10 protein-coding genes are annotated in these 12,455 nt (G+C 73.4%); 4 read left to right on the top strand and 6 right to left on the bottom strand.

The annotated features are described in order from the left end of the window. From HG543_RS44340 to mutL, 3 genes are all read right to left on the bottom strand, one after another. A partial coding sequence (locus tag HG543_RS44340; protein WP_169351004.1) for a putative outer membrane beta-barrel protein occupies positions 1 to 607 on the bottom strand: 607 nt, incomplete at its 3' end. A 17-nt stretch (positions 608 to 624) separates the two neighbouring features. Further along, positions 625 to 780, bottom strand: a complete 156-nt coding sequence (locus HG543_RS44335; RefSeq protein WP_169351003.1) for a hypothetical protein — start codon at positions 778 to 780, stop codon at positions 625 to 627. A 128-nt stretch (positions 781 to 908) separates the two neighbouring features. Then, positions 909 to 2,777 carry a DNA mismatch repair endonuclease MutL gene (gene mutL, locus HG543_RS44330; RefSeq protein WP_169351002.1) on the bottom strand — a complete coding sequence of 623 codons (1,869 nt, stop codon included), beginning with the start codon at positions 2,775 to 2,777 and terminating at the stop codon, positions 909 to 911. A gap of 102 nt (positions 2,778 to 2,879) precedes the next feature. Between mutL and HG543_RS44325 the strand changes: the two genes are divergently transcribed. Continuing rightward, positions 2,880 to 3,842 (top strand): SDR family oxidoreductase, encoded by a 963-nt coding sequence (locus HG543_RS44325; RefSeq protein ID WP_169351001.1) that lies wholly within the window; start codon positions 2,880 to 2,882, stop codon positions 3,840 to 3,842. Positions 3,843 to 3,844: 2 nt separating this feature from the next. Then, a complete protein-coding gene (locus HG543_RS44320) occupies positions 3,845 to 6,154 on the top strand; it encodes a 1-acyl-sn-glycerol-3-phosphate acyltransferase (protein WP_169351000.1) in 2,310 nt (769 codons plus the stop codon). A 52-nt stretch (positions 6,155 to 6,206) separates the two neighbouring features. On the opposite strand, the gene HG543_RS44315 is transcribed toward HG543_RS44320, so the two are convergent. Together HG543_RS44315 and HG543_RS44310 are read right to left on the bottom strand one after the other, a co-directional pair. Continuing rightward, positions 6,207 to 7,082, bottom strand: coding sequence for a GGDEF domain-containing protein (locus HG543_RS44315; RefSeq protein ID WP_169350999.1), 876 nt, complete (start codon positions 7,080 to 7,082; stop codon positions 6,207 to 6,209). Positions 7,083 to 7,178: 96 nt separating this feature from the next. Further along, positions 7,179 to 9,785 carry a carboxypeptidase-like regulatory domain-containing protein gene (locus HG543_RS44310; protein ID WP_169350998.1) on the bottom strand — a complete coding sequence of 869 codons (2,607 nt, stop codon included), beginning with the start codon at positions 9,783 to 9,785 and terminating at the stop codon, positions 7,179 to 7,181. A 165-nt stretch (positions 9,786 to 9,950) separates the two neighbouring features. On the opposite strand from HG543_RS44310, the gene HG543_RS44305 reads away from it, so the two are divergent. Together HG543_RS44305 and HG543_RS44300 are read left to right on the top strand one after the other, a co-directional pair. Beyond that, complete coding sequence (locus tag HG543_RS44305) at positions 9,951 to 10,250, top strand: DciA family protein (protein ID WP_169350997.1); 300 nt, start codon at positions 9,951 to 9,953, stop codon at positions 10,248 to 10,250. Next, on the top strand, positions 10,247 to 11,764 hold the full coding sequence (locus tag HG543_RS44300; RefSeq protein ID WP_169350996.1) for a CAP domain-containing protein: 1,518 nt from the start codon (positions 10,247 to 10,249) through the stop codon (positions 11,762 to 11,764). The genes HG543_RS44305 and HG543_RS44300 overlap by 4 nt, the downstream gene beginning before the upstream one ends. Before the next feature lie 69 nt (positions 11,765 to 11,833). Here the strand turns inward: HG543_RS44300 and HG543_RS44295 are convergent, their stop codons facing one another. Continuing rightward, the gene (locus HG543_RS44295; protein ID WP_164001952.1) at positions 11,834 to 12,067 is read right to left on the bottom strand and encodes a hypothetical protein; all 234 of its coding nucleotides are present in this window, start codon (positions 12,065 to 12,067) and stop codon (positions 11,834 to 11,836) included. Positions 12,068 to 12,455: the final 388 nt, after the last annotated feature.

The following is a 12,455-nucleotide window of genomic DNA, read 5'->3' as shown; positions in this document are numbered from 1 at the left end:
GGCACACGGGGCCTCGCAGGAAGGCCAGGCGGTACTCGGCCGTGAGGCCCCAACGGGGTGACAGGCGCCAGTGGAAGCCCAGGGAGCCCGCCCAGGCCTGGGAGGTGCTCTCCTGCACGTCCTCTCCCTGCCGCTTCGAGGAGGCGAGCGCGGGCCCCGTGAGGATGCCCACGAAGGGAACGAGCCCGTACGGCCCCACCTCGGGCAGCACCGTCTGGAAGCGCAGCCCCACCAGGGCGCCGTAGCTGAGGAGGTTGATGCGGCGCTCGCCGCCGTCGGGCTCGCGGAGGTAGAGGCGCCCGTTGGTGCCGAACAGGTCGATGCCCAGCTCCACCATGTCCGAGATGGCGAAGGCGAAGGAGCCCACCAGGAGCGGCCCGCCGGTGACGCTCCGGGCGCGCTGCAGTTCCCTGTTCGCGGGGCGGCCGTACCAGGACTTGTAGAGCGTCTCGTTGGACGTCACGCGCCAGCCGCCCTGAATGGAGATGCGCCCCACTCCGTTGAGCGAGGTGGGGACTTCCTCTTGCGCCTCCTCCTCCGGGGCCTCCTGGGCGAAGGCGGGAGCGGCGGCGAAGAGGGCGAAGAGCGGCAGGAAGCGGCGGAGCATCAAGGCGGCTTTTTCCGTCAGGGGCGCTTGGGACGCAGCGCGATTTCCAGGAAGGTGGTCTGCCGGCGGCGGAGCGACGCGAGCAGGCAGTGCAGGACACACAGCACGCCGAACTCGCGAAGGACGACGCCGAGATTGGCCACCACGTCCCGCAGGGTGATCACACCGCGCATGTGCCCGCTCCTGTACGTTGCCGTGGGTGCCCGTCGCGAAGTCCTTGCAGGGTTCCGCCCGGTGCTACAGGCGTGTGGCGCACCGTAGCAGGGGGCTCCCACGCGTCAATTTTCCGGAGGGCCGAGGCTCAGCGCGCGCGGCGCTCCAGCTCCAGCAGCGGCATCTCCAGCACCACCACCGTCCCGTGGATGCAGGTGGGATGGAAGTCCGCTCGGTCCAGCTCGCCCAGCAGCGCGCGCAGCTGCGCGTCCGTGAGGGGCGAGGCACCGGCGCGGCGCGCGGCATGGCAGGCCATCACCCGCACCGCCTCCGCCAGGGACACCGCGTCCAGCGTGGCCCCCTTTGGCGGCAGCGCGCGCGCCAGCGCCTCCAGCAGCGAGCGCCCATCCACGCCCTCCAGCCCGGGAGGCACCGTCTTCAGCGCCAGTGTGGTGCCGCCGAAGGGCTCCACGTCGAAGCCCAGCTTCAGCAGCGCCTCGCGCCCCTCCACCAGCGCCTTCGCCGCCGCCAGCGGCAGCTCCAGCGTGGTGCCGAACAGCGACGGCGCCGGAGGCCCCTTCCCGTCGTCCAGGGCGCGCAGGTAGGCCGTCAGCCGCGCCCGCTCCAGCGCCGCATGCGGGTCCAGCACCACCAGCGTGCCGCCCGGCCCCTCACAGACGTGGAAGCGGCCGCCCAAAAGGCCCATGGGCCGAAGCGCCGCGAAGTACCCCGGCGGCGGGGCCTCGTTGAGCTGCGGCTGGGCCTGCCCGAAGGCGGGCGCCTGCCCCGGGGTGCTGGGCGCGTACGCCAGCGCCCCCGGCTTGCCCGTGGGCAGCGCTCCCGTGGGCGCGGGCCCCTGGGGCGCGCGGCCGGCGCCCGGAGCATCCATGGCGGTGGGCAGCGGCGCGCCCCACGTCGCCTCCTGGGCGCGGGTGAGGAAGCGCTCCACGGCGAGCGCGTAGTGGGCGGCCTCGCGCGGCTGGCCGGCCTGCGGGGCATTGCCCTCCGCCGCGGCGCCCAGCCAGGGGGCGGCGCGCAGCATGCGGGTCAGCGCGGCCGTCAGCGCCTCCTGCACGCCGCGCGCGTCGGCGAAGCGCACCTCCAGCTTCTGCGGGTGCACGTTGACGTCCACCGCGCGCGGGTCCACGTCGATGTGGAGCACCACCACCGGCTGGCGGCCCGCCGCGAGGAAGTCCTGGTACGCGCGCTGGATGGTGCCGATGAGGCCGCGGTCCCTCACGTAGCGCCGGTTGACGTACGTGTAGAGGCCGCGCGCGTTGTTGAAGGTGAACTCGGGCGAGGCGGCGTAGCCGGTGATGGTGATGCCCAGCCGCCGCTCCTCCACGGGGAACAGGTGCGGGTGCGCGGCGGGGCCCAGCGCCGCGGAGATGCGCTCGCGCGGGTCCTCCGGGCAGGCCGCGCTGGAGAAGAGCGTGTTGCCCTCGTTGGTGGCGAAGAAGCCCACCTCCGGGTACGCCAGCGCCAGGCGCACCACGGCCTCCTCCGCGTGCTTCAGCTCCGTCTCCCCCCGGCGCAGGAACTTGCGGCGCGCGGGCACGTTGAAGAAGAGGTCCTCCACGGTGATGACCGTGCCGGTGCGCGGCTCCGCGTCCTCCACCACCGGGGGGCCTCCGCCCTCCACCGTCACCCGCGTGCCCACGTCCGCGCCGGCCTCCGCCGTGTGGAGCGTGAAGCGCGAGACGGAGGCGATGGCCGGAATCGCCTCGCCCCGGAAGCCCATGGAGGAGATGTGGAACAGGTCGTCCAGCTCGCGCAGCTTGCTGGTGGCGTGACGCTCCAGACAGTTCACCGCGTCCAGCCGCCCCATGCCGTGCCCGTCGTCGGAGACGACGATGCGGTCCACGCCCCCGCCCTGCAGCTCCACGCGGATGGTGCTGGCGCCCGCGTCCAGCGAGTTCTCCACCAGCTCCTTCACCACCGACGCGGGGCGCTCCACCACCTCGCCGGCGGCGATCTTGTTGATGAGGACGTCACTGAGACGGGCGATGCGGGCCATGGCGATCGTTCACCCTCCGCCACCCGGACAACGTTGTCCAGCACGACAGAGCGGCTCGCGGCTGACATTCCCGGGCGTCTGGGCTAACACCCGACAGCGCGAATGGACGTGTCACGACCAGGCAAGGAGCGGCTGCGCGTCGCGGTCACCGGCGCGAGCGGGGACTACGGGAAGCTGCTGCTACACCGACTGGAGAGGGATCCAGCGGTGGAGAGCATCCTGGTACTCGACGTGGCACGTCCAGAGGGTGCCAAGGTCGAGTACCACCGGGTGGACCTCACGCGCTACGACGCGGAAGGTGAACTGACGGACGCTTTGACCGAGCGCCCGGTGGATGCGCTCTACCACCTGGCCTTTCTCTTCGGCCCCATCCGCAACGGCTCGCTGGCGCACGAGCTGGAGGTCATCGGCACCATGAACGTGCTGACCGCGGCCGGCCGGGCGCGGCTGCCGCGGCTGGTGGTGCCCTCCATGACGGCCGTGTACGGCGCGCGCGGCAACAACCCGGCGCTCTTGCGCGAGGACGCGGCGCTGCAGGGCTGCCCGCACAGCCGCTTCGTCACCGACAAGGTGGAGGTGGAGGGCCAGGTGCGCGCCTTCCGCGAGCGCCACCCGGACCAGCGCGTGTTGGTGCTGCGCTTCGCGCCGGTGCTCGGCCCCTCGGTGGACAACCCCGCCACGCGCCTGTTGAAGCGCGGCGTGGTGCCCACGCTGCTGGGGTACGACCCGCTGTGGCAGGCGCTGCACGAGGAGGACGCCGCGCGGGCGCTGCACCTCGCCCTGCGGGCGGACGCGTCCGGCGAGTTCAACATCGTGGGCCGGGGCGTGCTGCCACTGTCCGGCCTCATCCAGCAAGCGGGAGCCCGGCCGCTCCCCCTGCCAGGGCCTTTGTTCCGGGCCGCGCTGCACACGCTGGACGTGGTGGGAGCGGGCACGTTGCCCGTGGCCCTCCTCGACTACATCCATTACTCGTGGGTCGCGGACGGCGAGCGCGCCGAGTCCGCGCTCGGCTTCATTCCCTACCATCACGTCCGTGACGCCGCCGCGGCGCTGAAGAGGAGCTAGTCATGGCCAAGGGTGTCCTCGGAAACGATCCGTTCCAGCGCGGCGCCGCGTCCCGTGACGGCGGTGGCGCGAAGGAGTCGCCGGCGGACGCGAAGCCCGCGCGCAAGGAGGCCGCGAAGAAGGCCGCGGCTCCAGCGAAGCAGCCCGCGCGCGCCAAGTCCGGTAACGGCAAGGCGCCCTCCGCGTCCGCGAAGAAGTCCGCGTCCGCGAAGGCCGTGGCCTCGTCCGGCGGGAGTCGCAAGGCGGCCGCGCCCCACGAGGCGGCCGAGGTGAAGACGGCCACGGCCGCGAAGGCGGGAGGCCGGAAGGCCACCGCGTCCCATGCGGCGGAAGGTGGGGAAGCCACCCGGGCACCGAAGGCGGAGGGCCACAAGACGCCCGCATCCCAGGTGGCCGCCGAAGCGAAGCCGAGCGGAGCGGCGAAGGCCGGAGCCCACAAGCAGGCCGCGACTCACGAGGCGGTGGAGACGACCGGGGCCCCGGACAGCACCCGCGGCGCCAGGGCCGCCGAGCGTCAGCACGACGCCGCCCCCCCCGCCCCGCACACGGCCCAACCCACCGAATCGGTGGACGAGGACCCGGTGCTGCCCCTGCGCGAGCCCGCCGCGCCCGTGGCCCCGCGCCCGCCGCCGCCGCCTCGCAAGCCGGTGGTGTCGGACGAGATGGGCGCGCGCACCCCGAAGCAGCGCGAGGTGGACCACGCGCTCGCGGAGGCACTGGCCGCCGAGGTCGCCGAGGCCACCGCGAAGGTCGCCGTGGACGAGGCGCTGGAGCGCCGGCACGGCGAGGAGCAGGACGTGGACCGGCTGATGGCCACGGAGATGGCCACCGAGATAGCCGAGGCCGCGGTGGAAGAGGTCCTGGACCACAGCCCGCCTACGCAGAACCCGGAGCGCGAGCGCGAGCTGGCCTCCCAGGTGGCCGCGCAGGTGGCCGAGGCCGCCGCCGTGGTGGCCGTCGCCGAGGTGCTGGACCGTCACGCCACCACCCCGCCGGCCCAGGTGCCCCCCGACGAGGACGGGGACCAGGAGGAGCGCGCCGCCAACTCGGCCGAGGACGAGGAGGACACGGAGGGCTTCCAGGACACGTTCGACCTGGAGGCGGAGGCCGAGGGAGGCTTCGGCCCCGGCGAGGACGACGAGCGCGAGGACGACGAGGACGACGACGCGCCGGGCTCCCTCAGCGATACCTCCGGACTGGAGCTGTCCGTGACGCTGTCCGTGACGGCGCCCGAGGAGGCATTGGAGACCGGGGACACCTCCGCGCTGGAGGCGGAGGTCGAGGTGCCGGACGCCACGAGGGACGAGCTCCCGCGAGCCCAGCGCGGCGGGCTGTCGCTGGTGCCGCCCGTGGGCGAGACCGAGCGTCCGCGCGAGCCCTTCTTCACGGAGCAGCTGCGCGAGCCCGAGGCGCCGCGTCCCCTCGCGCAGCGCGCCGCGGGGATGCTGTCGCTGGCCCGGGACATCGCCGGACAGGCGCTGGCCAGCGAGGGCCTGGGCCGGGCCATGGGCGCGATGAACGGGCTGATGCAGGCGATGCGCGCCGGGCTGGGCACGGGCGGCGGCGCCCACATCGACGAGTACGGCAAGGACCCGTCGCTGGTGGAGCGCCTGGACCCGGTGCTCGAGTTCCTCTACTCGCAATACTGGCGCGTGTCCGTGCAGGGCGCCGACCATGTCCCGCAGGGCGCGGCCATCCTGGTGGCCAACCACTCGGGCGCCCTGCCCTATGACGGACTGGTGATGTCGCTGGTCATCACCCGCGAGCGCCCCGACCTGCGCGAGCCCCGGTGGCTGGTGGAGGACCAGGTCTTCCACGCGCCGGTGCTGGGCACCCTCTTCAACCGCCTGGGCGCGGTGCGCGCCTGCCCGGAGAACGCGCTGCGGCTGCTGGACGAGCAGCGCCCGCTGGTGGTCTTCCCCGAGGGCTACCAGGCGCTGAGCAAGCCCTTCGCGGAGCGCTACCGGCTGAAGCGCTTCGGGCGCGGCGGCTTCGTGAAGCTGGCGCTGCGCACCGGCGCGCCCATCGTCCCGGTGGCCATCGTCGGCGGCGAGGAGACGTCTCCGCTGCTGGGCCGCCTCCCCGCGTCCTTCCTGGGCCTGCCCTACGTGCCGCTCACCCCGCTGGGGCCCCTGCCGCTGCCCGCCAAGTGGAGCGTGCGCTTCGGCGAGCCCATCGCCATGGACGGCCTCAGCCCGGAGGCGGCGGACGACCTGGGCGAGGTGCAGCGCCTCACCGAGCGCACCCGCGAGTCCATCCAGGGAATGGTCCAGTCGCTGCTGCGCGAGCGCCGCTCCGTCTTCACCGGCTGAGGGCCCGGCTCGCCTCCGTGCCCATGAGGCGCGGAGGCGGCCCTGGGCGCGCTCAGCCCTCCACGCGGTTGCGGCCGGCGGACTTGGCCTCGTAGAGCTTCTCGTCGGCCGCGCGAATCAGGTCCCCGGGCTCGCGGTGCTGCGGCTCCAGCGTGGCGATGCCCACCGACACGGTGACGGGGATGGACTGCTTGTCGAACTCGAAGCGCTGCTTCTCCACCAGCCGCCGCACCTTCTCCGCGAGCTGCCGCGTCCCGCCCAGCGACACCTCCGGCAGGAGGATGGCGAACTCCTCGCCGCCGTAGCGCGCGAACACGTCCTCGCGGCGGATCTTCGTGCGCACCGTGGACGCCAGCTGCTTCAGCACCGAGTCCCCCGCCAGGTGCCCGTACGTGTCGTTCACCTGCTTGAAGTGGTCGATGTCCAGCAGCACCAGCGACAGCACGCGCTCGTACCGGCGGCTGCGCGAGATTTCCCGATCCAGCTGCTCGTCGAAGTAGCGGCGGTTGTAGATCTGCGTCAGGCCGTCCATCGTGGTCAGCCGGTAGATCTCGTCGTGGTACGCCGCCTCGATGTTGCCGCCGGCGATGAACTTGAAGATGGTCCGCCCAATCTTCACCAGGTCGCCGTTGCGCAGCGTGAGCGTGCCCTCCACCAGCTCGTCGTTGATGAACGTGCCGTTGGTGGAGCCCAGGTCCCGCACCCGCACGCCCTCACGCGTGTTGGAGATGCTCGCGTGGTTGCGGCTCACCGACTCCTGGTCGATCTGGATGTCCGCCTTCGACGAGCGCCCGATGAGCGTCTCCTCGCGCGTGAGGTCGAACTTCCGACCCAGGTCCAGGCCGTAGATCACCACCAGCGCCGCGTCGAGGTTGACCGGCCGGTCGGAGATCTTCGAGATGACCGTGACGACCGTCTCCTTCTGCAACCCTGCCTCCTCGGGAAATCAACGCTACCACCCTGGAAATCAAGAAAGCGAGTCAGGGCCGGCGGTCCGGGTGGGGACCTACCACGACCTACCCCGTCAGGGGATATCCACGCCGCGCGTGGCGGAGACGGGGGGGCGAAGGGGGTCTCCATCGGAGTCGGCCAGCTCGGCCACCAGCGTCACGCCCGTGCCACGGCAGGAGGCCGGGAGCAGGAACTCCACCTCGCCCCGGCCCTGGGACACGGCCTCGTCCTCCAGCAGCACGGTGCCCTCGCAGCCAATGCCCCCGCGCAGCGTCAGGCGCACCTGGGCCTCCATGTCCCCGGAGCCCACGCTCAGGCCGGTGACGCGCACGCGCACCGCGCTGCCCCGGACGAGGCGCTGTCCCTCCAGCTCCGGGAAGAGCCAGCCCACCTCCGGGCGTCCCATGTCCAGCGTGGCCGTCGCGAGCGTCAGGTCCCCCACCCGCTCCAGCCCGGGGCCGTCGGCGGAGACGAGGGACGCCGGGCCCAGCCTGTCTCGCTCGGCGGGGCCGCCCACCCGCAGCGCCTCCACGCGCAGGCTGGCGCGTGAGCCCTGGAGGTCACCGAAGAAGGTCCGGTCCTCGAAGCCGGGGGGCGCACGGGGCACGCGGAAACCGGCGCGGGCGCGGTCCGGCTCGGCCAGCACCGTCCACCGGCGGCTGGACCGGTTGGTGAAGATGACGCGCACCAGCGAGGCCGCGTCGTCCACGTCTGCGCGGAACTGCCGTCCCTCCAGCTCTTCCGAGGCGACGGCCTCGAAGTTGTAGCCGGAGTCCTCGGGCAGGCCGAGGAAGCCCGTGCGCGTCGACACGGGGCGCAGGCCGCTGGGGTCGAAGTCCGGGCCGGGCAGGTCCACCAGCAGGGAGGTGGTGACGGTGGCCGCGGACACGTCCTCGCGCGCGAGGCCCGAGGTCGCCGCCACCACGAGCCGGTATGGCTGGCCCTCCAGGCCACCATGCGCGGGGGCCATGCGCACCAGCACCAGGCCGGGGGTGGACAGCCGCTCGTCCCGATCCGTGTTGGGGTCCGCGGGGGCGGTGTTCGTCGCGGCGCCCAGGCCCAGCGGCACGAGGCCCCGGCCGGGCGCGGACACGGCGGCCAGCACGTAGGCCCGGTCCAGGTATTCGCCGCGGTAGCGCGGCAGCGCCGGCACGCGCACGGTGAAGGGGAAGGCCAGCCGCACACCTCCCTGCGCGAAGGAGACGGCGTGCGGGTACATCACCGCGCCCAGGTCCGGCGCCCCGGTGTCGATGCCGGGCGTGGGCTCGAGCGTGAAGCGCGTGTCGCGCCGCACCGTCGAGGTGAAGCGCGGCGACCCCGTCAGCAGCTGGCCCAGCAGCAGCAGCGGGTCCGCCCCAGGCTCCAGCGCGTTGAGGGGCAGCTCGCTCAGCGGCAGCTCACCCTGCAGCGCCCAGGCGGCGCGGATGCCACACGCGCCCGCGCGCACGGCCGCCTCCGCGTCCGGCACGCCGTCCAGCGACGCGTCACAGAGGCCCGCCACGCCGGGGACGGACACCTCCGGGGGCAACGTGCCGGCCCCCCACAGCGACGCGCCGGCGGGCAGCGACAGGGGACGGCGGCTGTTGCCCAACCCCACCTCCACCTCGCGCTCCGGCCCCAGCAGCGCCTCCGGCGACACGTCCGACGGCAGGCCCGGCACCGACAGGCCCGCAAGTCCCATTCGCAGCGCGGGCGTGGGCACCACCGGCGGGACGTCGGGGCCAACGAAGGTGCCGCGCACGCCCCCGAAGCGGTCCAGCGGATTGCGGCGCACCGCCAGCCGCACGTCCCGCGAGGCCGTCGCGTCGTGGCGCGCCAGCGTGAGATAGCCGTAGCCCGGGTGGAAGACGGACAGACCCACCTCTCCGGTGGCGGGCACCCACGCGGCGCCCTCCGGCCCCGTCACCCCGCTGGCCGTCAGCGCGCCCACGTCGTTGGACACCGCCACCGTGGCCAGCGGCACCGGACGTCCCGTCAGCTCGTCCACCACCAGCACGCGCACGCCGCCCGCCGGCACGGTGGCCGGCAGCACGAGGACGCGAGCGCGGCAGCTGACGTTGCCCACGAGGGCCTCCACCGCGTCCTGCTCCCCGCCGGGCTCGGCCAGCACGAAGGCGGCGCTGGAGCCCGTACCCTCCCCCGTCACCGACGCCGCGCGCGTGCGCCACGTCACGCCGGAGCGCGGCACCACCGGCGCGCCCGCGCCATCCCGCGCCCACACGGTGAAGGTCACCGGGGTGCCCACGCGGCCCACGACGAAGTCCGGCGTCACCTCGCACGACGCGGCCGTCGCGGCGGCTGGAGGCGCCACGCAGGCCCCGTCGCGGCACGCGCGGCCCTCGGCGCAGTCCTCGTCCGACGCGCACACGGCGGGCACGCACCGGTTCATGTCGCACTGGCAGCCCAGGGGCGAGTTGTCACACTCGGGCAGCGCGTAGGCGCCACGCCGGGGCGCGCCGCAGTGCACCGGCATCCGACACCCGGGCGTGCAGCGCGAGACGGAGGTGTCGCAGAAGAAGAGGTCCAGGTCCGGGCAGTCCTGGTCCACCGCGCAGTCGAACTGGGGACCGGGGGCCGGGGGAAGGCCGGGCGTGTCCTCCGCGTCCGACGCGCAGCCGGCCAGGAGCAGCAGCGCGCATGCCAGGCCGGCCAGCGGGAGGAATCGGGGGGAGGGGCTCATGGGTGCGGCTCCGGGGACCGTCCTCGACCTTACAGGCTGGCCGCCCGGTGCGCGACGGTCTCCCGCACCGTCCGCCACGCGCCCGACACCCGCATGGCCCGCCTGCCCGCCCGCCGCGCAATGGACGGTTGGCTTTCGGTGGGCGGCGTCTCATGATCGCCCGCGATGGCGCGCGGCGAGTTCAAGTCCCTCGAAAGCCTCCTTCCCCGTGTCCTGGCCCGCCTCGCTGAGGAGTCCGGCCGGGGTCAGGCGCTGGCGCCCGTGTGGGCCGCGGTGGTGGGTCCTCACCTCGCACGCCACACGACCCCCTTCGCCCTGCAGGGCACCACGCTGGTGGTGACGGTGTCCGAGGAGCAGTGGGCGCGGTCCCTGGAGGCCGAGGCGGCCTCGCTGTGCGAGCGGCTCAACGAGCGGCTCGGCCCTGGCAGCGTGACGACCCTCACCTTCCGGATGGGGCGCCGATGATTGCCCTGGTCGCGCTCGGCGCCCTCCTCGCCGCGACGCCGCTCTCCGCGAAGGACATGGAGCAGCAGGCCGGCCAGCACGTGGTGCGCGAGTTCGAGCGGGTGGGCCGGCGCGCGCCCGCGCGGGACGCCACGCTCACCGAGGCGGCGCGACGGCTCGCCCGCGAGGCCCTCACCGAGTACACCACCGGCGCGCCGGACCTCCTCACCCTCACGCAGGCCGTCAGCGACGCGGGGGGCGCGGACCCGTCGCCTCGCGTCCTCGTCATCCGCGCGTGGACGCACCCGCACGCCATCGAGACCTTCCTCGCGCGCACGGACTTCAACGCGGAGCGCGCCTCCCACTTCGGCGTGGGCGTGGCCCTGAAGGACGAGCGCGCCGCGCTGCTCCTGCTGCTGTCGGACCGCAAGGCGGAGCTGCAGCCCTTCCCGCGCGTGTTCGCGGGCGGCGAGAATGCCTCGGGAACGCTCTGCGGCAACCTCGTGGCCCCGCTGCGCCAGCCGGAGGTCTACGTCACCCGCCCGGATGGCGAGGTGGACCGGGTGCCCCTCACGCGCCGGAACAACGGCGGCGCCGGCTTCTGCACCCGCCTGGAGTTCGCCAGGCCCGGCACCTACACGGTGGAGGTCGTGGGCCGGGCCTCGGCGGGCCCGGAGGTGGCCGCCATCTTCCTCGCCCAGCACGGCTCGGCCGAGCGGCGGGACAAGAGCGCGCAGCTCGCCGAGCCCACCACCCTGCCCGAGGCGCGGCGGGCCGTGTACGAGCGCATCAACGCGCTCCGCCGGGCGCACCGCCTGCCGGAGCTGACGCCGGAGCCGGTGCTGGAGCGCGTCGCGCAGGACTACAGCGACCGCATGTCCGCGGAGAACTTCTTCGCCCACGTGGCGCCGGACGGCTCCACGCTGACGCGCCGGCTGCCGGCGGATGCCCGCTACGTGCGCGCCGGAGAGAACCTGGGCCTCGCGCCCGGGCCGCTGGCGGCGCACTTCGGCATCGAGCACAGCCCCGGCCACCGCCGCAACCTGTTGGATCCGGGCTTCCGCTTCATGGGCGTGGGCGTCACCTTCCAGAAGGTGGACGGGCGCGACGAGGCCGTCCTCACCGAGGTCTTCACCGCCGCCTCACCCGCCGCCCAGCTCCCGGAGGACCCGCAGCAGGAGGCCTACGACGCGCTCGCCCGGCTGCGCGCGACGCGCAAGCTGCCGCCGCTCAAGCGCAGCCCCGCGCTGGAGTCCCTGGCCCGCGCACATGCCCGGCGCGCGCTGGAGCTGGACCAGCCCTCGGCGCAGCCTGGCGAGGCGCCCCTGCACGACCGCGTGTTCCAGGCCCTGCCGGACGCGGGAACGGCGGCGGTGGACTTCTTCATCGTCTCGGACCCCACCGCCCTGCCCGACTCGCGCAGCCTCGCGGACGCCACCAACAACCACGTGGGCGTGGGCGTGGTCCGCGGGGACTCGAAGCGCTTCGGCCAGAAGCAGTACTGGGTGGCCGTCATCTACGCCGCCATCCCCTGACGACGAGGACGCGGCGCCCCTGTGCACGACCAGGGGCGGCCCCGGGACTCGCGAAACGAGGGTGTTTCGTCAAACCGGACGGCGCTGCGTGGCGTAGGCTTCGAGCCCCATCTGGGGCGGCGCCACGTGCTGGTACATGGGGCACTTCATGCACGTGAAGGACTGCCAACCCCGCCGGACGGCCTCGTCCAGACAGTTGTCATAGTGGTGGCAGTTCAGGTTGCGATGCGTCTCGACGCCGGCACGCTTCGGCCCGGCCTCGGGGTTGATGGTTTGCGGCAGATCGGCTGGACACGGCTTCATGGAGCCCTCCCTCTGAGCTGATTCCCCCCCGAGCGCTGTGAACGAGCAGTGCTACCGGACGACAGACCGTCACTTCGACGGTAAGACCGGAGTGGCGCGCAACGGCCGCGCAAAGTAGTGATTCACTCCGGGTGACGCAATGGGTCGACTATTCCTACCCAAGAGCACGTAATCGCCTGGACTCTTTCGGCGAATGCTGACGGGTCATGAACAGTCCGGCCCGGCCCGACGCCGCGGGGATCTAGGACTTGTCGCCCCGTCTGTCAAACCACCCCCCCTGCATGGCAAGGGGAATGATCGCGACGCGCGTCTCGTTGGCAGGCCGCAAAGCCGCGTCAGGAAAGGAAGACCACATGAGTTGGACAGGGCTGGTGGCGGGGATGGTGGC

The organism is Pyxidicoccus fallax (genome assembly GCF_012933655.1).
GTDB classification, from domain to species: Bacteria; Myxococcota; Myxococcia; order Myxococcales; family Myxococcaceae; genus Myxococcus; species Myxococcus fallax.
This window is presented reverse-complemented; position numbering and strand designations above follow the sequence as displayed.

Excerpts from the sequence above, each read along its gene's own strand:
- HG543_RS44320 (WP_169351000.1), top strand. The coding sequence starts at position 3,845 with ATGGCCAAGGGTGTCCTCGGAAACGATCCGTTCCAGCGCGGCGCCGCG.
- HG543_RS44325 (WP_169351001.1), top strand. The coding sequence starts at position 2,880 with ATGGACGTGTCACGACCAGGCAAGGAGCGGCTGCGCGTCGCGGTCACC.
- HG543_RS44305 (WP_169350997.1), top strand. The coding sequence starts at position 9,951 with ATGGCGCGCGGCGAGTTCAAGTCCCTCGAAAGCCTCCTTCCCCGTGTC.
- HG543_RS44310 (WP_169350998.1), bottom strand. The coding sequence starts at position 9,785 with ATGAGCCCCTCCCCCCGATTCCTCCCGCTGGCCGGCCTGGCATGCGCG.
- mutL (WP_169351002.1), bottom strand. The coding sequence starts at position 2,777 with ATGGCCCGCATCGCCCGTCTCAGTGACGTCCTCATCAACAAGATCGCC.
- HG543_RS44300 (WP_169350996.1), top strand. The coding sequence starts at position 10,247 with ATGATTGCCCTGGTCGCGCTCGGCGCCCTCCTCGCCGCGACGCCGCTC.
- HG543_RS44335 (WP_169351003.1), bottom strand. The coding sequence starts at position 780 with ATGCGCGGTGTGATCACCCTGCGGGACGTGGTGGCCAATCTCGGCGTC.
- HG543_RS44295 (WP_164001952.1), bottom strand. The coding sequence starts at position 12,067 with ATGAAGCCGTGTCCAGCCGATCTGCCGCAAACCATCAACCCCGAGGCC.